This is a genomic window from Atlantibacter sp. RC6 (assembly GCF_014193285.1).
In the GTDB taxonomy this organism is placed as follows: domain Bacteria; phylum Pseudomonadota; class Gammaproteobacteria; order Enterobacterales; family Enterobacteriaceae; genus Atlantibacter.
Genome location: NZ_JACHZE010000007.1, coordinates 33,587 through 60,124, shown reverse-complemented (window position 1 = coordinate 60,124; position 26,538 = coordinate 33,587). Strand labels below are relative to the sequence as shown.

Annotated in this window: 16 protein-coding genes; 14 read left to right on the top strand and 2 right to left on the bottom strand. The window is 56.2% G+C overall.

All coding sequences use genetic code 11. The annotated features are described in order from the left end of the window. Nucleotides 1–26 precede the first annotated feature (26 nt). Nucleotides 27–872, bottom strand: a complete 846-nt coding sequence (gene sseA / locus FHW74_RS15810) for a 3-mercaptopyruvate sulfurtransferase (RefSeq protein WP_183171341.1) — start codon at nt 870–872, stop codon at nt 27–29. A 220-nt stretch (nt 873–1,092) separates the two neighbouring features. Between sseA and FHW74_RS15805 the strand changes: the two genes are divergently transcribed. The 11 genes from FHW74_RS15805 (at nt 1,093) to FHW74_RS15755 (ending at nt 17,929) form a co-directional block, all read left to right on the top strand. Continuing rightward, the gene (locus tag FHW74_RS15805) at nt 1,093–6,054 is read left to right on the top strand and encodes an alpha-2-macroglobulin (protein ID WP_183171340.1); all 4,962 of its coding nucleotides are present in this window, start codon (nt 1,093–1,095) and stop codon (nt 6,052–6,054) included. Between the two features lie 10 nt (nt 6,055–6,064). Further along, a complete protein-coding gene (gene pbpC, locus FHW74_RS15800; protein WP_183171339.1) occupies nt 6,065–8,386 on the top strand; it encodes a peptidoglycan glycosyltransferase PbpC in 2,322 nt (773 codons plus the stop codon). Between the two features lie 161 nt (nt 8,387–8,547). After that, nucleotides 8,548–8,979: a nucleoside-diphosphate kinase gene (ndk, locus tag FHW74_RS15795; RefSeq protein ID WP_125294119.1), complete on the top strand. Its 432-nt coding sequence runs from the start codon at nt 8,548–8,550 to the stop codon at nt 8,977–8,979. A gap of 162 nt (nt 8,980–9,141) precedes the next feature. After that, the gene (locus FHW74_RS15790) at nt 9,142–10,308 is read left to right on the top strand and encodes a bifunctional tRNA (adenosine(37)-C2)-methyltransferase TrmG/ribosomal RNA large subunit methyltransferase RlmN (protein ID WP_183171338.1); all 1,167 of its coding nucleotides are present in this window, start codon (nt 9,142–9,144) and stop codon (nt 10,306–10,308) included. Nucleotides 10,309–10,684: 376 nt separating this feature from the next. Beyond that, entirely contained in the window at nt 10,685–11,704 is a 1,020-nt protein-coding gene (gene rodZ, locus FHW74_RS15785) for a cytoskeleton protein RodZ (protein WP_183171337.1), read from the top strand. 27 nt (nt 11,705–11,731) lie between these two features. Next, nucleotides 11,732–12,847, top strand: coding sequence for a flavodoxin-dependent (E)-4-hydroxy-3-methylbut-2-enyl-diphosphate synthase (ispG, locus tag FHW74_RS15780; RefSeq protein WP_183171336.1), 1,116 nt, complete (start codon nt 11,732–11,734; stop codon nt 12,845–12,847). 105 nt (nt 12,848–12,952) lie between these two features. Further along, on the top strand, nt 12,953–14,227 hold the full coding sequence (hisS, locus tag FHW74_RS15775) for a histidine--tRNA ligase (protein ID WP_183171335.1): 1,275 nt from the start codon (nt 12,953–12,955) through the stop codon (nt 14,225–14,227). Nucleotides 14,228–14,262: 35 nt separating this feature from the next. After that, the gene (locus tag FHW74_RS15770) at nt 14,263–14,883 is read left to right on the top strand and encodes a YfgM family protein (protein WP_183171334.1); all 621 of its coding nucleotides are present in this window, start codon (nt 14,263–14,265) and stop codon (nt 14,881–14,883) included. A 10-nt stretch (nt 14,884–14,893) separates the two neighbouring features. Then, nucleotides 14,894–16,075: an outer membrane protein assembly factor BamB gene (bamB, locus tag FHW74_RS15765; RefSeq protein WP_183171333.1), complete on the top strand. Its 1,182-nt coding sequence runs from the start codon at nt 14,894–14,896 to the stop codon at nt 16,073–16,075. A gap of 121 nt (nt 16,076–16,196) precedes the next feature. After that, complete coding sequence (gene der, locus FHW74_RS15760) at nt 16,197–17,669, top strand: ribosome biogenesis GTPase Der (RefSeq protein WP_183171332.1); 1,473 nt, start codon at nt 16,197–16,199, stop codon at nt 17,667–17,669. A gap of 44 nt (nt 17,670–17,713) precedes the next feature. Further along, complete coding sequence (locus FHW74_RS15755) at nt 17,714–17,929, top strand: zinc ribbon domain-containing protein (RefSeq protein ID WP_183171331.1); 216 nt, start codon at nt 17,714–17,716, stop codon at nt 17,927–17,929. Nucleotides 17,930–17,933: 4 nt separating this feature from the next. On the opposite strand, the gene xseA is transcribed toward FHW74_RS15755, so the two are convergent. After that, a complete protein-coding gene (xseA, locus tag FHW74_RS15750; protein WP_183171330.1) occupies nt 17,934–19,316 on the bottom strand; it encodes an exodeoxyribonuclease VII large subunit in 1,383 nt (460 codons plus the stop codon). Nucleotides 19,317–19,485: 169 nt separating this feature from the next. On the opposite strand from xseA, the gene guaB reads away from it, so the two are divergent. From guaB to FHW74_RS15735, 3 genes are all read left to right on the top strand, one after another. Further along, the gene (gene guaB, locus FHW74_RS15745) at nt 19,486–20,952 is read left to right on the top strand and encodes an IMP dehydrogenase (protein ID WP_183171329.1); all 1,467 of its coding nucleotides are present in this window, start codon (nt 19,486–19,488) and stop codon (nt 20,950–20,952) included. A 68-nt stretch (nt 20,953–21,020) separates the two neighbouring features. Then, nucleotides 21,021–22,598, top strand: coding sequence for a glutamine-hydrolyzing GMP synthase (gene guaA / locus FHW74_RS15740; protein WP_183171328.1), 1,578 nt, complete (start codon nt 21,021–21,023; stop codon nt 22,596–22,598). Nucleotides 22,599–22,820: 222 nt separating this feature from the next. Further along, complete coding sequence (locus FHW74_RS15735) at nt 22,821–26,204, top strand: VPA1262 family protein (RefSeq protein ID WP_255459929.1); 3,384 nt, start codon at nt 22,821–22,823, stop codon at nt 26,202–26,204. The last annotated feature ends 334 nt before the right edge of the window (nt 26,205–26,538 follow it).

The following is a 26,538-nucleotide window of genomic DNA, read 5'->3' as shown; positions in this document are numbered from 1 at the left end:
CTCAGGGCCGCGTTTGCGGCCCTTTTTTATTGCGCGGGTTCGACAGGCAAATCCTGGCGCGCGCCCCATTCGCTCCACGCGCCGTCATACAGCGCCACGCCGTTGACATCCAGGGTAGCGAGCGCCAGCACCAGCACCGCCGCCGTCACGCCGGACCCACAGCTGGCGATGATGGGCCGCTCAAAATCCACGCCGCGCTGGAAGAAGATGTCGTGCAGCGTGGCTGGGTCTTTTAACGCGCCGTTCTGCACTACTTCGCCCCAGGGCACGTTTAATGCGCCAGGGATGTGCCCGCGCTTCAGGCCCGGACGCGGTTCATCCGCTTCGGCATGAAAACGGGCCGCCGGACGGGCATCAATAATCTGCGCGCTGCCCTCGTGGCTCGCCAGCAGCACGTCGGTCAGGCGTTTCACCGCTTCAGGATTGAGTTTGGCCTCGAAATCTCCCTCTTCAGCCACAACGTCGCCCGATTCCACCGGACGTCCTTCCTGCTGCCAGCGCGCCAGCCCGCCCGCCAGAATCGACACATTTTCCACGCCGAAACTGCGCAGCATCCACCACGCGCGCGGCGCGGAGAACAGGTCGCCCTCGTCATACACCACCAGATGTTTATCGCTGCTGACGCCTAATTCACGCATCGCCACCGCGAACGCTTCCGGGCGCGGCATCATATGCGGCAAAGGGCTGGTGCGATCGGACAGCGCTTCGATATCAAAAAACAGCGCGCCGGGCAGATGCTGTGCGCGGTATTCGCCCGCCACGTCACGGTGCTCCTGGCCGGGAGGCGCCATGCGCGCATCAAGGAGTTGAATTTCTGGATCCGAAAGGTGCTCAGCGAGCCAGTCGCCCGCAACAAAAAAAGAGGTGGACATGGAGCCTCCGTGTCAGTGCTGAGAGGGCAGATTGTCGGTGTTTTTAGTGTGCGTCACAAGCGGCCACCTCTCAAGTCGCGATACGAATCCCGTAATACCACTATAATTCTGAAAATCTACCGTTTGCTACGCGGTCTACATTCTTATTTTGTATTCGCGCCGCGAACGCATAATACTGACTTCCTCACAACAGGAAGGCCGAAAGGCCAGGGATTTGAGAATGATACAAGCACGTCACGCCGCGCTTGCGGCAGCCTTATTCGCCATGCTGGCCATGGCAGGTTGCGATGATAAACCGAGTGAAAAGGCAAGCGACCCTAAACCCGCGCCCGCTCAACAATCACAGGCCGCGACCGTCGCCGCCAAACCCGACAGCGCCAAACTGGCCCAGCTTGCCGGGCAAAGCGCCGGGAAACCGTTAACGCTGATTGACGCCTCGGAAGTCCAGCTGGACGGCGCGGCGACGCTGGTGCTAACGTTTTCTATTCCTCTCGATCCTGACCAGGATTTCTCCCGCACCGTTCATCTGGTAGATAAAAAGAACGGCAAAGTCGATGGTGCCTGGGAACTGGCGCCCAATCTGAAAGAGCTGCGGATGCGCCATCTGGAGCCGAGCCGTACTCTGCTGGTGAGCGTGGACAGTGAGCTGAAAGCGCTGAACGAAGCCACTTTCGGCATCAACTGGGAAAAGACCCTCGAAACCCGCGATATCGAACCGAGCGTCGGCTTCGCCAGCCGGGGCTCGCTGCTGCCCACCAAAGTGGTGCAGGGCCTGCCGGTGATGGCGTTGAATATCGATAACGTGGATGTGAATTTCTTCCGCATCAAGCCGGAATCCCTGGCCTCGTTCGTCAGCCAGTGGGAGTACCGTAACTCGCTCACTAACTGGGAGTCAGACAAGCTGCTGCAACTGGCGGATCTGGTCTATACCGGCCGTTTCGACCTGAACCCGGCGCGTAACACCCGTGAAAAACTGCTGCTGCCGCTGGGCGATATCAAACCCCTCCAGCAGCCCGGCGTCTATCTTGCGGTGATGAACCAGGCGGGGCGTTACAACTACAGCAATGCCGCCACGCTGTTTACGTTAAGTGATGTCGGCCTGTCGCTGCATCGCTTCCATAACCGGCTCGACATCTTCACCCAGAGCCTGGAAAACGGCGCACCGCAGGGCAGCGTCGAGATCCAACTGCTGAGTGAAAAAGGCCAGACCCTGGCGCAGGCGAAAACCGACGGCGACGGCCACGCGATGCTGGAGACCCCGAAAGACGCCGCGCTGGTGCTGGCGCGTAACGGCGAACAGACGACGCTGCTGGATCTCAAACTTCCGGCGCTGGATCTCTCTGAGTTCGACATCGTCGGCGAAGCCGGATATGCGCGGCAGTTCTTTATGTTCGGCCCGCGCGATCTGTATCGCCCGGGTGAAACCGTGATCTTCAACGGTCTGCTGCGCGACGGCGATGGCAAACCGGTTGATGACCAGCCGATCAAGCTGGAAGTGGTCAAACCCGACGGCCAGGTGGCGCGGACCCAGGTAGTGCAATCGCGTAACGGGCTGTACCAGTTTAGCTGGCCGCTGGCCCAGACGGCTGCCACCGGTAACTGGTTCGTACGCGCCAATATCGGTGATAACCAGCCGCGCAACTGGCACTTCCAGGTGGAAGACTTTATGCCGGAGCGTATGGCGCTGACCTTAACGCCGCAGAAAACACCGATCTCCCCGAAAGATCCGCTTACTATTCCGGTGGAAGGGCATTATCTCTACGGCGCGCCGGCGTCCGGCAACGCGTTACAGGGCCAGATTTTCCTGCGCCCGCTGCGTGAAGCGGTCGCCGCCCTGCCAGGTTTTGAATTCGGCGATATCGCCGAGGAAAACCTCAGCCGCAGCCTCGATGAAGTGCAGTTGACCCTGGATGAACAGGGCCAGAACGCGGTGACGCTTGACAGCCAGTGGCAGGATGTTCGCTCCCCGCTGAAGGTGATTTTGCAGGCCAGCCTGCTGGAGTCCGGCGGACGCCCGATCACCCGTCGCGCCGAACAACCGGTGTGGCCCGCCGCGAACCTGCCGGGCATTCGTCCGCAGTTTGCCTCTAAAGCCGTGTACGACTATCGCAGCGACACCACGGTTAACCAGCCGATGGTGGATGAAGGCAGCCTGGCCGGGTTCGACATTGTCTATACCGACGCCCAGGGCCAGAAGCTGGCGGTAAACGATTTACAGGTGCGGTTAATCCGCGAGCGCCGCGACTACTTCTGGAACTGGTCGGAAGGTGACGGCTGGCAGTCCCAGTTCGATCAAAAGGATCTGGTGGAAGGCGAGCAATCACTGAATCTGGCCGCGGGCGAAACCGGCAAAGTGAATTTCCCGGTGGACTGGGGTTCTTATCGCCTCGAGGTGAAAGCGCCCAATGACACCGTCAGCAGCATCCGCTTCTGGGCGGGCTACAGCTGGCAGGACAACAGCGACGGTAGCGGCTCGCCGCGCCCGGATCGTGTGACGCTGAAGCTGGATAAACCGGCCTACAAGCCTGGCGACACCATCAAACTGCATATCGCCGCGCCTGCCGCTGGGAAAGGCTACGCGATGATTGAATCCAGCGACGGCCCGCTATGGTGGCAGGCTATCGACGTGCCGGAAGGCGGCATGGACCTCGACATTCCGGTGGATAAAAAATGGCAGCGCCACGATCTCTATGTTAGCACTCTGGTGATCCGTCCCGGCGACAAATCCAAATCCGCCACCCCGAAACGCGCCGTCGGTATTCTGCATCTGCCGCTGGGTGATGAAAACCGCCGTCTGGCGGTAACGCTGGACGCTCCGGCGAAAATGCGCCCGGACCGTAATCTGGATGTGAAGCTAAAAGTGAAACCCGACGCTCAGGGCAAAATTCCGGCGCAGGTTAACGTGCTGGTTTCCGCCGTCGACAGCGGGGTGCTGAATATTACCGATTACCGCACCCCGGACCCGTGGGACGCGTTTTTCGGCAAGAAAGCCTACGGCGCAGATATTTACGATATCTACGGCCAGGTGATTGAAGGACAGGGACGGCTGGCGGCGCTGCGCTTTGGCGGCGACGGCGATGAACTGAATCGCGGCGGCAAACCGCCGGTTAACCACGTCACCATCGTGGCGCAACAGGCGCAGCCGGTGGTACTTAACGAGAACGGCGAAGGCACGGTGCAACTGCCGATTGGCGATTTCAACGGCGAGCTGCGGGTGATGGCGCAAGCCTGGACGGCGGACAGCTTCGGCAGCAGCGAGGCGAAAACCGTCGTCGCCGCGCCGCTGATCGCCGATATCAGCATGCCGCGCTTCCTGGCGGGTGGCGATGAATCGCGGCTGGCGCTGGACGTCAGCAACCTGACCGATACGCCGCAAAACCTCACCGTTTCCCTCACCGCCAGCGGGCTGGTTTCGCTGCTGGATAGCCCTGAACTGAAAGTGAGCCTCAACGCCGGGGCGCGTAAAACACTGTTTATTCCGGTGCGTGCCCATGAAGGCTTTGGCGACGGGGAAATCAACGCCCAAATCAGCGGGCTGAACGTGCCGGGGGAAACCTTCGCGCCGTCGCAAAAACAGTGGAAAATCGGCGTGCGTCCGGCGTTCCCGTCGCAGACCGTCAACAGCGGCGTGATGCTTAACCCAGGCGAAAGCTGGCAGGTTCCGGCATCGCATATCGAGGGTTTCTCGCCGGCTACCCTGGAAGGGCGCCTGCTGCTGAGCGGCCGTCCGCCGCTTAACCTGGCGCGCTATATCAGCGAACTGAAAGCCTATCCGTACGGTTGCCTGGAGCAAACCACCAGCGGCCTGTTCCCGTCGCTGTACACCAGCGCGGCGCAGCTTAAAGCGTTGGGCATCAGGGGGGAAAGCGACGAGCAGCGCCGCACGGCGATTGATGTCGGCATCGCCCGGTTGTTGGAAATGCAACGCGAGGACGGCGGGTTCAGCCTGTGGGATAAAAACGGCCCGGAAGAGTACTGGGGCACAGCCTATGTCACCGATTTCCTGGTGCGGGCGACCGAGCAGGGCTACAGCGTGCCGGCGGATGCGCTGGAGCGCGCCAACAATCGCCTGCTGCGTTATTTACAGGACCCAAGCCTGATGGCGCTGCGCTACAGCGATAACAGCGCCGCCAGCAAGTTCGCGGTGCAGACCTATGCCGGACTGGTGCTGGCGCGTCAGCAAAAAGCGCCGCTCGGGGCATTGCGCGAATTGTGGAACAAACATGACGCCGCCAGTTCCGGCCTGCCGCTGGTACAGCTTGGTGTGGCGCTGAAGCTGATGGGCGACGCATCCCGTTCCCAGCAGGCGATTAACGCCGGCCTGGCGACGCCGCGTAACGATCGCAATCAGTGGATTGGCGACTACGGTAGCGAGTTACGTGACAGCGCGCTGGTGCTCAACCTGCTGGAAGAAAACAAACTGATGGCGCAGCAGCAGGCGGGATTACTGCAAACCCTGTCCGATCGGGCTTATGGCCAGCGCTGGTTGTCGACGCAGGAGAGCAATGCGCTGTTCCTGGCGGGTCGCGGCTGGCAAAACCAGCCCGCCGCCTGGCAGGTGCAAAGCTCGTTGTCGGGCGAACCGTTGCAGGGTGATAAAGCGCAGGCGTTTAATCTGAACGCCGATAAACTGGCGGCGCTGCATCTGACCAACACCAGCGACAGCCCGGTGTGGGTGCGGCTCGACAGCGTGGGCTATCCGCAAAGCGCGCCGCAGCAATCCGGAAACGTACTGAAAATTGAACGCCACTTTATGAATAGCGACGGCACGACCAAATCACTCGAGAACCTGCGCAGCGGCGAACTGGTGCTGGTGTGGCTGGATGTCTACGCCAGCAAAACCGTGCCGGACGCGTTGGTGGTGGATCTGCTGCCCGCAGGCCTGGAGCTGGAAAACCAGAATCTGGCGAACGCCAGCGCCAGCCTGGGTGAAACCGGCGGCGCGGTCAGCGACCTGGTGAGCCGGATGCAGCAGCAGGATATTCAGCATGTGGAGTTCCGCGATGACCGCTTTGTGGCGGCGCTGCCGGTGAACGAAGGCGAACATGCCACGCTGGTCTATCTGGCGCGCGCGGTGACGCCGGGCAAATACACGGTGCCGGTGCCGCAGGTGGAATCGATGTACGTTCCGTCATGGCGAGCTACCGGCAGCAGTGCAGGGACGTTAACCATCGCACCGTGAGTAGGTTTTTGTGATCGCCTCAAAACTAAAAAAATGCGCCTGCGTAACAGCAGGCGCATTACTGTTATTTGCGCTGGCGCTGTGGGCGGCTGACCGTATTTGGCCGCTGCCGCTCAAAGAGGTCAACCCCGCCCGGGTGGTGGTGACCGAAGAGGGTACGCCGCTGTGGCGCTTTGCCGATGATGAAGGTATCTGGCGCTATCCCGTCACTATCGAAGAGGTTTCCCCACGCTATCTGGATGCGCTGATCCACTATGAGGATCGCTGGTTCTGGAAGCATCCTGGTATCAATCCGTTTTCTATTGCGCGCGCCGCCTGGCAGGGCGTCACGTCCGGGCGCGTAGTGTCCGGCGGCAGTACGCTGACCATGCAGGTCGCCCGGCTGATTGAGCCGCATCCCCGCACCTTGCTGGGTAAAACGCGTCAGGTGTGGCGCGCCATGCAGTTGGAGTGGCACTTGTCGAAGCGCGAAATTCTCACGCTTTATCTTAACCGCGCGCCGTTCGGCGGCACCTTGCAGGGCGTCGGCGCGGCAAGCTGGACCTATTTCGGTAAATCACCCGCATCGCTGACCCCTGCCGAAGCGGCATTGCTGGCGGTGCTGCCGCAAGCGCCGAGCCGTTTGCGTCCTGATCGCTGGCCCGAACGCGCCCAGGCATCACGGGATAAAGTGCTGCGCCGTCTGGCGCAGTATCACGTCTGGCCGCAAAAAGAGGTCAAAGAAGCGCTGGAGGAGCCGGTCTGGCTGGCGCCGCGCCAGATGCCGCAACTTGCGCCGTTGCTGGCGCGCTATCTGGCCGCGCGCAGCCACGAGACAAAAATCGTTACCACGTTAGACGCGGGCCTTCAGCGGCAACTGGAAGAGCTGGCGCTGAACTGGAAATCTCGCCTGCCGCCGCGCGGCTCGCTGGCGATCCTGGTGGTAGACGCCAGCACCATGAAGGTGCGCGGCTGGGTGGGGTCAGCGGATATTGCCGATGTGAACCGCTTCGGGCATGTGGATATGGTGCTCGCCAGCCGCTCGCCGGGATCGGTGCTCAAACCTTTTGTGTACGGACTGGCGCTGGATGAGGCGCTGATCCATCCCGCCTCGCTGTTGCAGGACGTGCCGCGCCGCTTTGGGGATTATCGCCCCGGCAACTTTGACAGCGGCTTTAACGGCCCGGTCAGCATGAGCGACGCGCTGGTGCGTTCGCTGAATCTTCCGGCAGTGCAGGTGCTGGAAGCCTACGGGCCAAAGCGTTTCGCCGCAAAATTGCGTAATGTGGGCCTGACCTTAACCCTGCCCGGCGGCGCGGAGCCGAACCTGTCGATTATCCTCGGCGGCGCCGGGGCACGTTTATATGACATTGTCGCCGCCTACAGCGCCTTTATGCGCCAGGGCAGGGCCGCGCAGCTGCGATTAACGCCGAACGATGCGCTGGAAGATCGCCCGCTGATGTCGCCGGGGGCGGCGTGGATTATCCGCCGTATCCTGGCGGGCGAGGCGCAGCCGCTGCCTGACAGCACGCTGCCGCTGGTGGTGCCGTTTGGCTGGAAAACCGGCACCAGCTATGGCTATCGCGATGCCTGGGCAGTGGGGATGAGCCCGCGCTATATCATCGGCGTCTGGACAGGCCGACCGGACGGCACGCCGGTGCCGGGTCAATCGGGCTTTGCCAGCGCGGTGCCGCTGCTTAATCAAGTCAATAATCTGGTACAGGCCAGCTCCGCATTGCAGCAGGCCCGTTTACCTGTCGATCCGCGTCCGGCGTCGGTGACCGCCGGAACCATCTGCTGGCCCGGTGGGCAGCAGCTCCCGGCGGGGGATAGCAACTGTCGTCGCCGTCTGGCAACCTGGCTGTTGGACGACAGCCAGCCGCCTACGCTGCTGGCGCAAGGGCAGGAGCGCATGACCGGAACCCAGTATCCGCAGTGGCTGAATAAACAAGGGCAGCGCGTCGCCGCCGATTGTCAGGAGGCCCATGCCGAAACCCTGATTATGTGGCCGCTGCCGCTGGAGCCCTGGCTGCCCGCCGCTGAACGCCGCGCCGCGCGTCTGCCCGCGGCATCGCTGACATGCCCGCCGTTAACCAGCGAGGGTGCGACGCCGCTGCTGCTCACCGGGGTGCGCGACGGCGGCATTATCAAACGCGTGCCGGGGCAAAGCCGTCTGCCGCTGCGGTTAACGACGCAGGGCGGCGAAGGGCCGCGCTGGTGGTTCTTAAACGGCGAAGTGCAATCAGGGCATGGGGATGTGCTGACGCTGGAGATCGATAAAGCCAATGAGTATCAGGTGCTGGTGATGGATGAGTCCGGGCAAACCGCCGTGGCCCGTTTTACTGTCCAGTAGTGTACAACCCGCTGACGCAATGGCATTGTGTTGCGAGCTGTCGCACTATTTTAAAAAAATGTTACTTATTCCCATAGGCAATACGCGGGATGCTCATTATAATCGCCGCCAATTCGAAAGCCGGGTTTCCGGCGTAAACAGAACAACATACAGAGGTTATCATGGCTATTGAACGTACTTTTTCCATCATCAAGCCGAACGCGGTGGCAAAAAACGTTATTGGCAACATCTTTGCTCGTTTTGAAACAGCAGGCCTGAAAATTGTTGGCACCAAAATGCTGCACCTGTCTTCCGAGAAAGCAGGCGGTTTTTATGCTGAACATCAGGGCAAACCGTTCTTTGATGGCCTGGTGGCCTTCATGACCTCCGGCCCGATCGTGGTGACCGTGCTGGAAGGCGAAGACGCGGTGCGTCGTCACCGTGAAATCCTCGGTGCGACCAACCCGGCGAACGCGCTGGCCGGCACCCTGCGCGCAGATTATGCGGACAGCCTGACCGAAAACGGCACCCACGGTTCCGATTCTGTGGAATCCGCAGAGCGCGAAATCGCCTACTTCTTCGGTGAAGGCGAAGTGTGCCCGCGCACCCGCTAATCACGCCGCGAAAGTTTATTTTTGTGATGCCGCTTACAGCCGTGGCATCACGACGCTGAAGTTTGTACAATACTGCGCCCCGGGACGATCCCACGTTCCGGGGCGCTTCTTTTTTCAACCCACCATGGGCCATAACGTGTAACAACGAGGCCGGAAACCATTATGTCTGAGCAAATTGTCACTTCCGAAACGCCGGTCACCGTCGTTTCCGCTAAATCAGAAAAAACCAACCTGTTGGATCTCAATCGTCAGCAACTGCGCGAATTTTTTGCCAATCTGGGTGAAAAACCGTTCCGCGCCGATCAGGTGATGAAGTGGATGTATCACTACTGCTGCGATGATTTTGATGAGATGACGGATATCAACAAAGTTCTGCGCAACAAGCTGAAAGAGATCGCCGAAATCCGCGCGCCGGAAGTCGCCGAAGAGCAGCGTTCCGCAGACGGCACCATCAAATGGGCGATTAAAATTGCCGACCAGCTGGTGGAAACCGTGTATATCCCGGAAGAAGACCGCGCCACGCTGTGCGTCTCCTCTCAGGTCGGCTGCGCGCTGGAATGTAAATTCTGCTCAACCGCCCAGCAGGGTTTTAACCGTAACCTGCGCGTGTCGGAAATTATCGGCCAGGTGTGGCGTGCGGCCAAAATTATCGGCGCGCAGAAGAAAACCGGCGTGCGTCCTATCACCAACGTGGTGATGATGGGCATGGGCGAACCGCTGCTCAACCTGAATAATGTGGTGCCCGCGATGGAAATCATGCTGGATGATTTCGGTTTTGGGCTGTCGAAGCGCCGCGTAACGCTCTCCACCTCCGGTGTGGTTCCGGCGCTGGATAAGCTCGGCGATATGATCGATGTGGCGCTGGCGATCTCCCTGCATGCCCCGACTGATGAAATCCGCGACCAGATCATGCCGATCAACAAGAAGTACAACATCGAGACATTCCTGGCGGCGGTACGTCGTTATCTGGAAAAATCTAACGCCAATCAGGGACGGGTGACGGTGGAGTACGTTTTGTTGGATCATATCAACGACGGCACTGAACATGCGCATCAGCTGGCGGAATGCCTGAAAGATACGCCGTGCAAGATCAACCTGATCCCGTGGAACCCCTTCCCGGGCGCGCCGTATGGACGCAGCTCCAACAGCCGTATCGATCGCTTCTCCAAAGTATTAATGGAGTATGGGTTTACCACCATCGTGCGTAAAACCCGCGGCGACGATATCGACGCGGCCTGCGGACAGCTGGCAGGCGAGGTGATCGACCGTACAAAACGCACGATGCGTAAGCGTATGCAAGGTGAACCTATTGAGGTGAAAGCAGTCTGACTGGCATCAATGCCTGGTTTGCCCTCGGCAATTCGGGCATTTGCTACAAAAGGCGCGTTTTTACCTGAACGTGAAGAAACGTATTCTCTCAATAATTACGGTGCGTTTCTTCTCGCTTTAAGGCAGTATGTAGCGTCTCAACAACAGTTTAGACGCGCGTGAATTCTGGATTGCGTCGTTAGCCACGGACAGTTGGTCAAAAGGTGTCTATGTTTAACTGACCAGACGGCATTCAAGAGCTGGCATCGTCAAAAAATGTTGGCTTGATGAGGCGAATGTTTAGCGTTGCAGCCTTAAAAGATTGATTTCGCGGTGCGGGTAGGGTCACCTGCCGGCGCCTGGTTCCTTACTTAAACAGTTCCAGCAGTTGTAGCGAATGAATACTGAAGCCACTCACGATCACAATGCACCACAAACCACCGGCGAACGCCTGCGTTCGGCGCGTGAACAACTCGGTCTTAGCCAGCAAGTCGTGGCAGAACGTTTATGCCTGAAAGTATCGACTGTCCGCGATATCGAAGAGGACAAAGCGCCCGCTGAACTGGCGGCGACTTTCTTACGTGGCTACATCCGCTCTTATGCCCGCCTGGTGCATATTCCCGAAGAGGAACTGCTGCCAATGCTGGCGCAGCAGGCGCCGGTGAAAACCGCCAAAGTTGCGCCGATGCAGGGTTATGCCCTGGGCAAACGCCGTAAAAAACGCGATGGCTGGCTGATGAGCGTCACCTGGCTGGTGCTGTTCGTGGTGATTGGCCTGACGGGCGCATGGTGGTGGCAGAACCACAAGGCCCAACAGGAAGAGATCACTACCATGGCCGATCAGTCTACCGCAGAACTGAATGCCAATGCTTCCGCAGGCCAGGCCGTGCCGTTGTCGACCGAATCAACGGCGAATGATGACGCCGCCGCTGCGCTTGCCAACAACGACAGCCAACCGGCGACCGCGCCAGCGGAAGTGAATACCGATAACGGCGTGGCGACCACCACCGCGCCGGACGCCTCCCAGAATGCGGTTGTTGCGCCAAGCCAGGCGAATGTTGATACCGCGACCACTGCGCCGGTTACGCCGCCAGCCACTACCGATAGCGCCAGCGCGCTGCCGGTTGACCAGGCGGCGATGGCTCCTGCCGCCGATCCGAATGCGCTGGTGATGAATTTCACCGCCGATTGCTGGTTAGAAGTCACCGACGCCACCGGTAAAAAACTGTTCAGCGGCCTGCAGCGTAAAGACGCCAGCCTGAACTTAGCCGGCCAGGCACCGTACAAATTAAAAATCGGCGCGCCTGCCGCGGTACAGATCCAGTACCAGGGCAAACCGGTCGATTTAAGCCGTTTTATCAGAACCAACCAGGTTGCGCGTTTGACCCTCAATGCCGAACAATCAGCAACGCAGTAAGCAGACGGGCAACGGGGGAGATTTTTCATGCATAATGAAGCGCCCATTAAGCGCAGAAAATCCAAACGGATCTACGTGGGCAATGTGCCGGTAGGCGACGGCGCGCCAATTGCCGTCCAGTCAATGACCAACACCCGCACCACGGACGTGGAAGCGACGGTCAATCAAATTAAAGCGCTTGAGCGCGTCGGGGCTGATATCGTTCGTGTGTCAGTACCGACCATGGACGCCGCTGAAGCCTTCAAACTCATCAAGCAGCAAGTCAACGTGCCCCTGGTGGCCGATATCCACTTTGATTACCGTATCGCGCTGAAAGTGGCGGAATACGGCGTGGATTGCCTGCGCATTAACCCAGGCAACATCGGCAGCGAAGAGCGTATCCGCACCGTAGTGGACTGCGCGCGCGACAAAAATATCCCGATTCGTATTGGCGTTAACGCCGGATCGCTGGAAAAAGATCTCCAGGAAAAATATGGCGAACCCACGCCGCAGGCGCTGCTGGAATCCGCAATGCGCCACGTTGAGCACCTTAATCGCCTGAATTTTGACCAGTTCAAAGTGAGCGTGAAGGCCTCTGACGTCTTTCTGGCCGTAGAATCCTATCGTCTGCTGGCGAAAGAGATCGAGCAGCCGCTGCATTTAGGCATCACCGAAGCGGGCGGCGCGCGCGCGGGCGCGGTGAAATCCGCTATTGGGCTTGGCCTGCTGTTGTCAGAAGGCATCGGCGACACCCTGCGTATTTCGCTGGCCGCCGATCCGGTGGAAGAGATCAAAGTCGGTTTCGATATTCTGAAATCGCTGCGTATCCGTTCGCGCGGCATCAACTTTATTGCTTGCCCAACCTGTTCGCGTCAGGAATTTGATGTGATCGGCACGGTGAACGCGCTGGAACAGCGCCTGGAAGATATCCTGACGCCGATGGATGTGTCGATTATCGGCTGTGTGGTGAACGGACCGGGCGAAGCGCTGGTCTCCACCCTGGGCGTCACCGGCGGCAACAAGAAAAGCGGTTTTTATGAAGACGGCTCGCGCAAAGATCGTCTCGATAATGACGATATGATCGCCCAGCTCGAAGCGAAAATTCGCGCCAAAGCCAGCATGCTCGACCAAAGCCGTCGCATTGATGTACATCAGGAAAAATAGGGCAAGCCAGGCTTTCCCGTGTATGATTGAACCCGCTCGCCGCCTCGATTTTTCGGGGGCGGCCTGATTCCGGGTTCATTTTTTGTATTTAATAAGAGAATAAACGTGGCAAAGAACATTCAAGCCATCCGTGGCATGAACGATTACCTGCCGGGCGAAACCGCCATTTGGCAGCGTATTGAAGGCGCACTGAAAAACGTGCTTGCCAGCTATGGCTACAGCGAAATTCGCTTGCCGATTGTAGAGCAGACCCCGTTATTCAAACGCGCTATCGGTGAAGTCACCGACGTGGTTGAAAAAGAGATGTATACCTTCGAAGACCGCAACGGCGATAGCCTGACGCTGCGTCCGGAAGGCACTGCTGGCTGTGTACGCGCCGGTATCGAACATGGTCTGCTGTACAATCAAGAACAACGCCTGTGGTATGTCGGGCCGATGTTCCGCCACGAACGTCCGCAGAAAGGGCGCTACCGCCAGTTCCATCAACTGGGTGCGGAAGTGTTTGGCCTGCAAGGGCCGGATATCGATGCCGAGCTGATTATGCTGTCCGCGCGCTGGTGGCGTGCGCTCGGCATCGCGGAGCACGTATCTCTGGAGCTCAACTCCATCGGTTCGCTGGAAGCGCGCGCTAATTACCGCGACGCCCTGACCGCTTTCCTGGAGCAGCATAAAGACAAACTGGATGAAGATTGCCAGCGCCGCATGTATACCAACCCGCTGCGCGTACTGGATTCCAAGAACCCGGAGGTGCAGGCGCTGCTGAACGACGCCCCTGCGCTGGGCGATTATCTGGATGACGAGTCCCGCGAACACTTCGCCGGGCTGTGCGCGTACCTGGACGCGGCGGGCATTGCCTATACCGTAAACCAGCGTCTGGTGCGCGGTCTGGATTATTACAACCGCACGGTATTCGAGTGGGTGACCACCAGCCTGGGCTCCCAGGGCACCGTGTGCGCCGGTGGCCGTTATGACGGTCTGGTTGAGCAGTTAGGCGGTCGCGCTACCCCAGCCGTGGGCTTCGCGATGGGCCTGGAACGTCTTGTTTTACTGGTTCAGGCAGTTAATCCGGAATTTAAAGCGCAAAGCGTTGTCGATATTTACCTGGTCGCCTCGGGTGCGAACACGCAGACGGCAGCGATGCTGTTGGCGGAAAGCGTACGCGATGCGTTGCCAGAATGTAAGCTAATGACCAACTACGGCGGCGGCAACTTCAAGAAACAGTTTGCGCGGGCAGATAAGTGGGGCGCGCGCATCGCACTGGTTCTGGGTGAAAACGAAGTCGCCGCGCGTCAGGTGGTGGTGAAGGATTTGCGTTCGGGTGAACAGCAAACGGTCGAACAAAGCGACCTGGCTGCTCATTTACAAACGCTGCTGGGTTAACTTCCCCGGTAATTTATCGTAAGGAGAAGGGCTGCGTGGAAATTTATGAGAATGAAAACGACCAGGTCGACGCGGTAAAGCGTTTCTTTGCTGAAAACGGCAAAGCGCTGGCTATCGGCGTGGTGTTAGGCATTGGCGCGCTGGTGGGCTGGCGTTACTGGACCGGGCATCAGACCGAATCCGTGCGGGCGGCATCGCTGCAATACCAAACGGCGATATCAGATATCCGTGCGGACAAGCCGGAAACGCTGACCGCCGTGGAAAAATTCGCGGCGGAAAACCAGAACACCTACGGCGCGCTGGCGTCGCTGGAACTCGCGCAGCAGTTTGTTGATAAAAACGATCTGGCGAAAGCGGAAGCGAATCTGCAGCAGGGCCTGAAAAACACCAGTGATGAGAATTTGCAGGCGTTGATCAATTTGCGTCTGGCGCGTGTGCAGGTTCAGCAGAAACAGGCTGACGCCGCGCTGAAAACCCTCGACGCCATTAAAGGCGAAGGCTGGGTAGCTATCGTTGCTGACCTGCGTGGCGAAGCGCTGTTGAGCAAAGGCGATAAGCAGGGCGCACGCGATGCATGGAGTAAAGGGGTAGAAAGCGATGCCTCTCCAGCGCTGCGTGAAATGATGCAGATGAAAATCAATAATTTGTCCGTCTGAGAGGGACCCGATGCAATTGCGTAAATTACTTCTGCCAGGGCTGCTTTCCGTTACGCTGCTGAGCGGCTGTTCGCTGTTCAGCGGTGAAGAAGATGTCGTGAAAATGTCTCCGCTGCCGACGGTTGAAAACCAGTTCAACCCTGAAACGGCCTGGAGTACTTCCGTGGGTAATGGGATTGGCGATTTCTACTCGAATCTGCATCCCGCCTTTCAGGATGACACCGTGTTTGCCGCCGATCGCCGCGGTATTGTGAAAGCGGTGAGCCTGGCCGATGGCAAAGAACAGTGGTCAATCGATCTCTCGGAAAAAACCAGCTTCCTGTCGGCAAATCGTCCGGCACTGCTCTCCGGCGGCCTGACGGCGGCGGGCGGTCATGTTTATGTCGGCAGTGAAAAGGCGCAGGTCTATGCGCTGAATAGCGCGGATGGCTCTATCGTATGGCAAAGCAAAGTGGCGGGTGAAGCGCTGTCCCGTCCGGTTGTCAGCGACGGTGTAGTGTTAGTGCATACCAGTAACGGTATGCTGCAGGCGCTGAATGAAAGCGACGGTGCGGTGAAATGGACCGTGAGCCTGGATATGCCTTCCCTGTCGCTGCGCGGTGAATCCGCGCCCGCGATTGCTTTCGGCGCGGCGATTGTCGGCGGCGATAATGGCCGCGTGAGCGCGGTGCTGATGCAGCAGGGCCAGATGATTTGGCAACAGCGTATCTCCCAGGCGACCGGCGCCACGGAGATCGATCGTCTGAGCGATGTGGATACGACCCCGGTTGTGGTGAACGGCGTAGTTTACGCGCTGGCTTACAACGGCAACCTGACGGCGCTGGATCTGCGTTCCGGCCAGATCATGTGGAAACGTGAGCTGGGTTCGGTGAACGATTTCGTGATCGACAACGGGCGCATTTACCTGGTCGATCAAACCGATCGCGTGCTGGCGCTGAACACGGAAGGCGGCGTAACGCTGTGGACGCAACCGGCGCTTCAGTATCGCAACCTGACGTCGCCGGTGCTGTATAATGGTAATCTGGTGGTCGGTGATAGCGAAGGCTATCTGCACTGGATGGATACCAGCGACGGACGTTTCGTGGCGCAGCAAAAAGTCGACGGCTCAGGGTTCCAGACCGAACCGGTCGTCGCAAACGGCAAGCTGCTGATCCAGGCGAAAGACGGCACCCTGTACGCCATTACGCGTTAACGGCGCGCAGCGTTTTACCGCTTAAACGGCTCCTGAAACCCTCAGGGGCCGTTTACTGTTTTCTGAACCCGTTGAGATTTCAGCGGTTTTTATACTGATTTATCGTAATGAGGCTTTAACAATGGTACCTGTGGTCGCGCTTGTCGGGCGCCCTAATGTCGGAAAATCCACCTTATTTAATCGGTTAACCCGCACCCGTGATGCGCTGGTGGCGGATTTCCCGGGGCTGACTCGCGATCGTAAGTATGGTCGTGCTGAGGTGGAAGGCCGCGAGTTTATCTGTATCGATACCGGCGGTATCGATGGCACTGAAGACGGCGTAGAAACCCGTATGGCGGAACAGTCGCTGCTGGCGATTGAAGAAGCGGACGTGGTGCTGTTTATGGTGGACGCCCGCGCAGGCCTGATGCCAGCGGATACCGCCATCGCCAAACACCTGCGCTCGCGTGAAAAACCTACCTTCCTGGTGGCTAACAAAACCGACGGGCTTGATCCCGATCAGGCTGTGGTAGATTTCTATGCGCTGGGCCTGGGCGAAATTCACCCGATCGCGGCTTCACACGGTCGCGGCGTGACCAGCCTGCTTGAACATGTGCTGATGCCGTGGATGGACGAACTCAATCCGCCGGAAGAGGTGGATGAAGACGCCGAATACTGGGCGCAGTTCGAAGAGCAGGAAGAGGGCGAAGAAGAGGAAGAAGAAGCCTTTAACCCGCAGGATCTGCCGATCAAACTGGCGATTGTCGGGCGTCCGAACGTGGGTAAATCTACGCTGACTAACCGTATCCTCGGCGAAGAACGTGTGGTGGTGTATGACATGCCGGGTACCACCCGCGACAGTATTTACATTCCCATGGAGCGTGACGAGCGCGAATACGTGCTGATCGACACCGCAGGCGTGCGTAAGCGCGGAAAAATCACCGATGCGGTGGAAAAGTTCTCGGTAATCAAAACGCTACAGGCAATTGAAGATGCCAACGTGGTGCTGCTGGTGATCGACGCGCGCGAAGGGATCTCCGATCAGGATCTGTCGCTGCTGGGCTTTATTCTCAACAGCGGCCGCTCGCTGGTTATCGTGGTCAACAAATGGGATGGCCTGACCCAGGAAGTGAAAGAGCAGGTGAAAGAGACCCTGGATTTCCGCCTGGGCTTTATCGACTTCGCACGGGTGCATTTCATTTCTGCGCTGCACGGCAGCGGCGTCGGCAACCTGTTTGAATCGGTACGTGAAGCCTATGACAGCTCCACGCGCCGCGTCAGCACCGCGATGCTGACCCGCATCATGAATATGGCGGCGGAAGACCATCAGCCGCCGCTGGTGCGCGGTCGCCGCGTGAAGCTGAAATATGCCCACGCAGGGGGTTATAACCCGCCGATTGTGGTGATCCACGGCAACCAGGTGAAAGATCTGCCGGATTCCTACAAACGCTATCTGATGAACTACTTCCGTAAATCGCTGGACGTGATGGGTACGCCGATCCGCATCCAGTTCAAGGAAGGGGATAACCCGTTTGCCAACAAGCGCAACACGCTGACGCCGAACCAGATGCGTAAGCGTAAGCGCCTGATTAAGCACATCAAGAAAAGTAAATAACTCAGCGGGGCCGAAAGGCCCCGTTTTGTCATTGAGGAGTGATGATGGAAATTCAATGCCCCCACTGCCAGCAGCCGGTTGAAGCCACGGCAACCGTTGCGCACTGCGAACACTGCCAGCAGGATATTACTCTGGAAGCCCGCTGCCCGGACTGCCATCAGCCGTTACAGGTGCTGAAAGCCTGCGGCGCAGTGGATTATTTTTGCCAGCACGGCCACGGGCTGATTTCAAAAAAACGCGTCGAATTCGTACCGGTTTAGCGGGTTAGTCTTTGGCCGGTATTTTGCGCTTACGCGGCGCTTTCACCGGCTGAATGCCAGTCACCTGGCTTTCGATCAGGCCATCTTCCACTCGCGTGGTCAATGTATCTCCCGCCTTAACCTGTTTGGTTTTCTTCAGCACTTTGCCATCGGTGGCGGTAGTAACGCTGTAGCCGCGCGCCAGCGTAGCCAGCGGGCTGACGGCTTCGAGTTGCGCAATCGCAGTGCCAAAGCGCTGTTTAGTACCGCCTAAACGTGCGGTAATGACCTGAGACAGCCGGTATTCCAGCTGCTGAATACGGGTTTGCGCACGATGGATGCGCCCCTGCGGCTGCTGCTGGTACAGACGTTGCGTCACGCGCTGCTGCTGTTGCGTTCCCAGGCGCAGCCGGTTTTCAACGGCATTATTCAGCCGCTGGCGCAGGCGCTCCAGCGTAGTTTGCTGACGCGCCAGCCGCAGCTGCGGATGCTGCTGTTGCAAGCGATGATGTAGCCGGGTAAAGCGCTGCTGAAGATTGGCGAAGAAATAGTCCATCGCCATTTCCAGGCGCTGCTGCTGGCCCTGAATTTGCCGTAGCAACTCTTGCTGATTACGACTCACCACTTCCGCCGCTGCCGATGGCGTCGGGGCGCGTAAGTCGGCAATAAAATCGGCGATAGTCACATCAGTTTCATGGCCGACCGCGCTGACGATAGGGATGCGGCTGGCGAAAATCGCCCGCGCCACCCGCTCATCGTTGAAACTCCACAAATCTTCCAGCGAACCGCCGCCGCGTCCGACGATCAGCACATCACACTCCGCACGCTGGTTGGCCAACTCAATAGCGCGCACGATTTGCGCCGGGGCGTCGTCACCCTGAACCGCGGTAGGATAAATCACCACCGGCAGCGACGGATCGCGCCGCTGTAGCACATGCAGAATATCGTGCAGCGCTGCGCCGGTTTTCGAGGTGATTACGCCAATCTGGTGCGCCGGTGAGGGCAGAGGTTGTTTATGCTGAGCGTCAAACAGGCCTTCCTGCGACAATTTTTGCTTGAGCTGCTCAAACTGCTGTTGCAGCAGACCCACACCCGCAGGCTGCATGCTTTCAACAATGATCTGGTAGTCGCCGCGCGGCTCATAAAGCGTGATGTTAGCCCGCACCAGCACCTGTTGACCATGCTGCGGACGGAAGGTGACGCGGCGGTTGCTGTTACGGAACATCGCACAACGCACCTGGGCGCCGTCATCTTTCAGCGTGAAGTACCAGTGGCCGGACGCAGGTTGGGTGAAGTTAGAAATTTCACCGCTGATCCACACCTGGCCCATTTGCTGCTCCAGCAGCATCCGGACGGTCTGGTTTAATCGGCTGACGGTATAAATTGCGGGGGATTGGCTTAGCGACATGTGAGCTAGATCAAATTCTAAATCAGCAGGTTATTCAATCGATAGTAACGCGGCCAGAGACGATAGCAAGTATTTTTATCAAAAAATGGTAGATGCAAACGGTTACGCTCTGTATAATGCCGCGGCAATATTTTATCTGTTCTCATTCACCCAGGTTGAGATATTGCCCATGCTACGTATCGCTAAAGAAGCACTGACGTTTGACGACGTTCTCCTCGTTCCCGCTCACTCCACCGTTCTGCCGAATACTGCTGACCTGAGCACGCAGTTGACCAAAACCATCCGCCTGAATATTCCTATGCTCTCTGCGGCAATGGATACCGTGACTGAGGCTCGCCTGGCCATCGCGCTGGCGCAGGAAGGCGGTCTTGGCTTCATCCACAAAAACATGTCGATTGAACGCCAGGCTGAAGAAGTTAAGCGTGTTAAAAAGCACGAAAGCGGCGTCGTGACCGATCCGCAAACCGTGCTGCCGACCACCACGCTGCGTGAAGTGAAAGAATTAACCGAACGTAATGGCTTCGCCGGTTATCCGGTGGTCACCGCTGACAACGAGCTGGTGGGCATTGTTACCGGTCGCGACGTGCGTTTCGTTACCGATCTGAGCCAGCCGGTCAGCGTTTATATGACGCCGAAAGAGCGTCTGGTTACCGTACGCGAAGGCGAATCACGCGACGTCGTGCTCGCGAAAATGCACGAAAAACGCGTTGAAAAAGCTCTGGTGGTGGACGGCAACTTCCATCTGCGCGGCATGATCACCGTAAAAGATTTCCAGAAAGCAGAACGTAAACCTAATTCCTGTAAAGATGAGCAGGGCCGCCTGCGCGTAGGCGCGGCAGTGGGCGCAGGCGCGGGCAATGAAGAGCGCATCGACGCGCTGGTCGCTGCGGGCGTTGACGTACTGCTGATTGACTCCTCTCACGGCCACTCCGAAGGCGTGTTGCAGCGCATCCGCGAAACCCGCGCTAAATACCCGGATCTGCAAATCATCGGCGGTAACGTGGCGACGGCGGCAGGCGCACGCGCGCTGGCGGATGCTGGCGTGAGCGCGGTGAAAGTCGGTATTGGCCCTGGCTCAATCTGCACCACCCGTATCGTCACTGGCGTGGGCGTTCCGCAAATCACCGCCGTGGCTGACGCGGTTGAAGCGCTGGAAGGCACCGGTATTCCGGTAATCGCCGATGGCGGTATCCGTTTCTCCGGCGACATCGCCAAAGCCATCGCCGCAGGCGCAAGCGCGGTGATGGTCGGCTCCATGCTGGCAGGCACCGAAGAGTCCCCGGGCGAGATCGAACTCTACCAGGGCCGCTCTTACAAATCCTACCGTGGTATGGGCTCCCTGGGCGCGATGTCCAAAGGCTCTTCCGACCGCTACTTCCAGAGCGATAACGCCGCTGACAAGCTGGTGCCGGAAGGCATTGAAGGGCGCGTGGCGTATAAAGGCCGCCTGAAAGAGATTATCCACCAGCAAATGGGCGGCCTGCGTTCCTGTATGGGCCTGACCGGCTGTGGTACTATCGACGCGCTGCGTACCAAAGCAGAATTTGTACGCATCAGCGGTGCGGGTATCCAGGAAAGTCACGTACACGATGTGACCATCACCAAAGAGTCCCCGAACTACCGTATGGGCTCCTGATTTTCTTCGCCCGACTTCGCGTCGGGCGATTTATTTAATCTGTTTCACTTGCCTCGGACTAAGCGTCAATGACAGACAATATTCATCAACATCGCATTCTCATCCTCGATTTCGGTTCTCAATATACTCAGCTGGTAGCGCGTCGCGTGCGTGAGCTGGGCGTGTATTGCGAGCTGTGGGCATGGGATGTTACTGAAGCACAGATTCGCGAATTTAATCCTAACGGCATCATTCTTTCCGGTGGCCCGGAAAGCACCACCGAACATAACAGCCCGCGCGCGCCGCAGTACGTGTTCGAGGCGGGTGTTCCGGTACTGGGCGTCTGCTACGGTATGCAGACCATGGCGATGCAGCTTGGCGGGCATGTCCAGGGCTCCGATGAGCGTGAATTCGGCTATGCGCAGGTTGAAGTTAAAACCGACAGCGCCCTGATTCGCGGCATTGAAGATGCCCTGAGCGCGGACGGTAAACCGCTGCTGGACGTGTGGATGAGCCACGGTGATAAAGTCACCGCTATTCCTGCCGATTTCGTGACCGTAGCCAGCACCGAAACTTGTCCGTTCGCCATTATGGCTAACGAAGAGAAACGCTTTTACGGCGTGCAGTTCCATCCGGAAGTGACCCATACCCGTCAGGGCCTGCGCATGCTGGAACGTTTTGTGCGCGACATCTGCCAGTGCGAAGCGCTGTGGACCCCGGCTAAAATCATCGACGATGCGGTAGAACGCATTCGCCAGCAGGTGGGCAACGATAAAGTGATCCTCGGCCTGTCTGGCGGTGTGGATTCTTCCGTTACCGCCATGCTGCTGCACCGCGCTATCGGCGATCGCCTGACCTGCGTGTTCGTCGACAACGGCCTGCTGCGTCTGAATGAAGCCGAGCAGGTTATGGATATGTTTGGCGATCACTTCGGTCTGAACATTGTTCACGTTCCGGCGGAAGCACGCTTCCTGGAAGCGCTGGCCGGGGAAAACGACCCGGAAGCCAAGCGTAAGATCATTGGCCGCGTGTTCGTTGAAGTGTTCGACGAAGAAGCGCTGAAACTGGAAGACGTGAAGTGGCTGGCGCAGGGCACCATCTATCCTGACGTAATCGAATCCGCTGCCTCCGCGACCGGTAAAGCACACGTTATCAAATCGCACCACAACGTGGGCGGTTTGCCGAAAGAGATGAAGATGGGCCTCGTAGAGCCGCTGAAAGAGCTGTTCAAAGACGAAGTGCGCAAAATCGGTCTCGAACTGGGCCTGCCGTTCGACATGCTGTACCGTCACCCGTTCCCGGGGCCGGGCCTTGGCGTTCGCGTTCTGGGTGAAGTGAAGAAAGAGTACTGCGACCTGCTGCGCCGCGCTGATGCGATCTTTATCGAAGAACTGCGTAAAGCAGAACTGTACGACAAAGTCAGCCAGGCGTTTACTGTGTTCCTGCCGGTGCGCTCTGTAGGCGTAATGGGCGATGGCCGTAAATACGACTGGGTTGTCTCCCTGCGTGCGGTAGAAACCATCGACTTTATGACCGCGCACTGGGCGCACTTGCCTTACGATTTCCTGGGCCGCGTCTCCAACCGTATCATCAACGAAGTGAACGGCATTTCCCGCGTGGTGTATGACATCAGCGGTAAGCCGCCAGCGACGATTGAGTGGGAATAGGTTCTTTTTGAGCGCTATTTAGTATTCTCTGAAAGCCCCTTCATGGGGCTTTTTTATTGATCTGCTTAAGTAATAACAAGATATTCTTCAGTAAATACTTGTAAGGAGTAAAAACTTCGTTGACCCTAACCGGGTTTGTAAAGGTTTACATATATCTTTCTATTTTTTGGGGGCGGCGGCGAAGGGCTTCTAAAGTGTTGTGGAGAATCGGAGCTGCGCGTAATGTCGTGCAACATCAATTTGGAAAGGAACTTGCAGAATTCAATGGCAACTACACTAGATGACCTGTTAGGCGACAGACGATTGGCACGCCTTTTTTCTAACCAAAATCGCGCTTGTGCACTTCAGCTATGGATCTTACAGATTAAATCTGCACAGTCGACTGAAATGCGCGTAGTCTACGGCCGTCTACTCCCATACAGTCATTCTAGCAACAGTTGGTCCTTCAGCGACAACGATAACCATCTTATCTTCGGAAACATTAAGGTAAAGTTTACTCGCCTTAATCTGTATATAGATAGTATCCATTGTGCAGAGTTTTTAAGGCAATTGATTGCTGGTCGGTCAATCTCAGCAATAAATGATATATTGGGAATCGAGTGTCCGAGTAAATTAACGAAACAGTTCGGTGCTACTGCTCTTGTGGCCAATAATCTGGCCTATCGCCCAGTCGCTTTTCTACTTAACCGAGATGCGCATGACCTCCAGTCACTTTCTAGCCCACATAGCGCAGCCGGGGCCTTCAGTGCTTCGATTACCCAAATGAATAAGGAAGCGTTATTTCTTTTGAGTGAGGAATACAGCGCTGCCTTAACTTTTTCGTTAGTTGAACGGCTCAATGCGGAAACTGGTTTAGATTTTGGCAGAGCAGATGCCACGCGATTTGGCGATCTCGAGTTATTGGTCTTTCCTACACTGAATGACCTTGAGCAGAACTTGCTAAGTGTTAAATGGCTTGACTCACCACGTGCTTTATCCGTTCGCTTTGCTCCGACACAAGTGCCGTTCTTTGACAAATTTCAGTTCCACTTGAGCATTACAAACGATGGCCAAATCATTTCCTCGTCTATTGCTTTAGCAAATCGTAAAGAGGATGGGATGTTTGAATATGTGTTTCAAGTAAGCGAGGAGTTACGTCAGAGGGTAGATAGTACAGAACTGGAGATTTTTGGCTTCTCAAACGAACGCCATCATGAGGGAGTACTCTGCTGCCGGTGGCGAGTAGGATATATCCGGGAAATAAATTTTCAAGGCCACATGGTGGGGCAAGGGACCAGTTCCGTCAAATTCGATTGGCTTGAAAAAGCAACTAGGCCGGCTATGTCAGATCGTGTAAAAGCAGCTCTTACGGTTAACCGGGGTAATTTGGGGTTTGGTAACCGCGTCGGTGGGCGGCAGGCGGACCCTTGGGTTCCGGTGAATCATGAGCTTCTTTCTCTTTTTGCACGGCTTCATCCGCCTAAGTCAGAAGGGAAGTTTTTCCAGAGATGGAGCATGGGGGATGGAGAAGGGCGACTCCAATTCGTGGAGTGGTTTAGAACTCTATTGGGCAAGTATCAGCAACATCAAATAGTTATTTTCGATCCTTATTTCGAGACTGCTGGTTTAGGGCTTGTATTGATTAATGCAGCAATTCAGTCCGACTATATCATTTTTACCTCGCTGCCAAAGCCATCGAGAGAGATTGAATATATACAAGATAACTCTGAACAACTCTATTCGGGGCGAGTAAACAATTTAATAGCGAGCTGTGAGCATAATGCTCATTTACTAGCTCGACTAAAGTTTCGTATCTATGGCCTAAAAGAAGGCCGACTACATGATCGTTATATATTAATTATGGGGGCAGATCGTCTTCCTGTTGCTGGATTCCATCTATCTAATTCATTTCAAAGTGCAGCCGAAAATTACCCATTACTGATTACCCCAATTCCTGCGGATGTTTTACTGCAGGTAGAGCAATATAAATCTGCGCTGTTACAGGAGAGTATGGTTACTAGATTTGGAAATGAAGTCGAGAATCCCATGATGCAACTGCTTTTCGATTCTAGTGAAACGCCAGTGCTACCACGACGTTATGAGTCTCTAAACTTTCTCGAAAGGTCTGAAGCGGGTAGTGTACTCAGTGTATGGTTCGGTGAAATGTCACTACAGGGCTTAAATGGTGACAAGCTAAGAGCGCAGATGATGACGTTAGGTTTACTAAATGATAATTCGCTTATTTTGCACGATGGGCTACATAACTTCATCAATAACAAGCAAGTGATTAACTCTAAGGATTTTAAGGTAACTTGGGGATTGCTGGGAGAGGTGCTCGCACATTCTCCTGCTGGTGATATAGGGTGGGGAGCTATTGAATTAAAAAACGATTTTCTCAAGTTTTTGGGCCAATTTGTTAAGGAATCGTTCGATCGTTTACATGAAAATACAGATAAAGAGCTGGCTGTGGTTGACCTATGGTTCTTTCGAAAAACCGTAGAAGCTTTACTGCACAGCCCTTATCGCACGGAACAGCTATTCCATTCGACAAAATACGCGGCCCTCACTTGGTCAGAGTACTTTGCTATCAAAATTTTATGGAGTCATGCTCCGGATTGCTTGTTGACGATCGCCGAAGCACAGATCTCTAGACTGCAAATTGAGCATGAAGAGTCGGAGGTCATGCGGTTGTCTCTATTGAGCCAAATAGTCAGTGAAGTTTCCCTATCGATACAGTTCAATATCAGCAAAATTCAACGAGATAGGCTTGTCCATAGCAACCAAGGATTACTGAAATGGCTAGGGTTTAATACAATAGAACGACTTTTAGATATACCTGCAGGGCTCATGTCAGTATTGTCGTGTCTGGAAAACCTTACTCACCAGGAACGTGTGCTCGCCTTAGGTTGGATGGTTAACCATGCAGCCAAGGATTCGAATAAAGAGATAATTTATAAAAATTTGGTTGCAGCGCTGCATGAAGAGCTACCAGAGAAAATTCCTATGGAGGAGTTGCGGTACTTGGTCGACTCCTTACGAGGACATATGAAGCAATTAGCATGGGCTGAGCCTTGGTTGTTCCGAGATGTTGTCTTACCGTTATTGCAGAATTCCCGTGCCTCCACTGAGGACGCTTGTGACATATGGATGCAGGAGTTAGCGAGCATGCTGGGGGCGCGACTGAACCATCAGTCTCGCTTATTTGAACGAGCCCGTGAAGGGCAGACGACTAACATTGCTTCGTTTCTTTTCGCCAATAGTAACCCCTCTCAGCAAGAGTTCAGCTTGATGGCGATGAATGAAATCTTGAAACGACAGCGGCGAATCATACAACAACCACTCGCCAGCACATCGAACTGGACCCAATGGGACGACGCGCTTAGAGTGTCATTATGGATACTTGCTTTTGCTAAATGGAGTGAGTTCTATCTAAGGACGCGAGGTACGTTTGATAAAAATTTAGAACGGTTATCAAGTGATGCACATGGGCTTGCCATGGTTAGATCGAAAGAGGAATGGCAATCCGAAGGTGTTAGTATACAGAGCGAACTCATTGCGTTCCTGGAGCAGGGGGAGAGGCTTTTGAGTGAAGGCGGTTGGCTGAAAAACGATTTTCCTCAAGCTTGATTAAAGGCCAAGTGATTTTTTAAATGGTACTTTTTTATGGTATTCAAACTATAAATATCTATATCTTATTGTTAACAATGCCTTTTTTTTGATGTTGATAATGAAGTGGGAATAATCAGATAACCTTCCCTGTGTTTTCATGAACAGGTAAACGTAATATTAACCCTCTGTTTATACAGAGGGTTTTTCTTTATATGCATTCATGAATTTTCTATGAAGCGCGCAGTTCCTGACGGTAAATTTGACGTGGTCGTCGAAAACTGTGCGCTATGTACTTTGTCGGAGCTTATTTCTCACAAGAGCAGCATTGCATGAGGTCTTGTTGGTGGTCTAA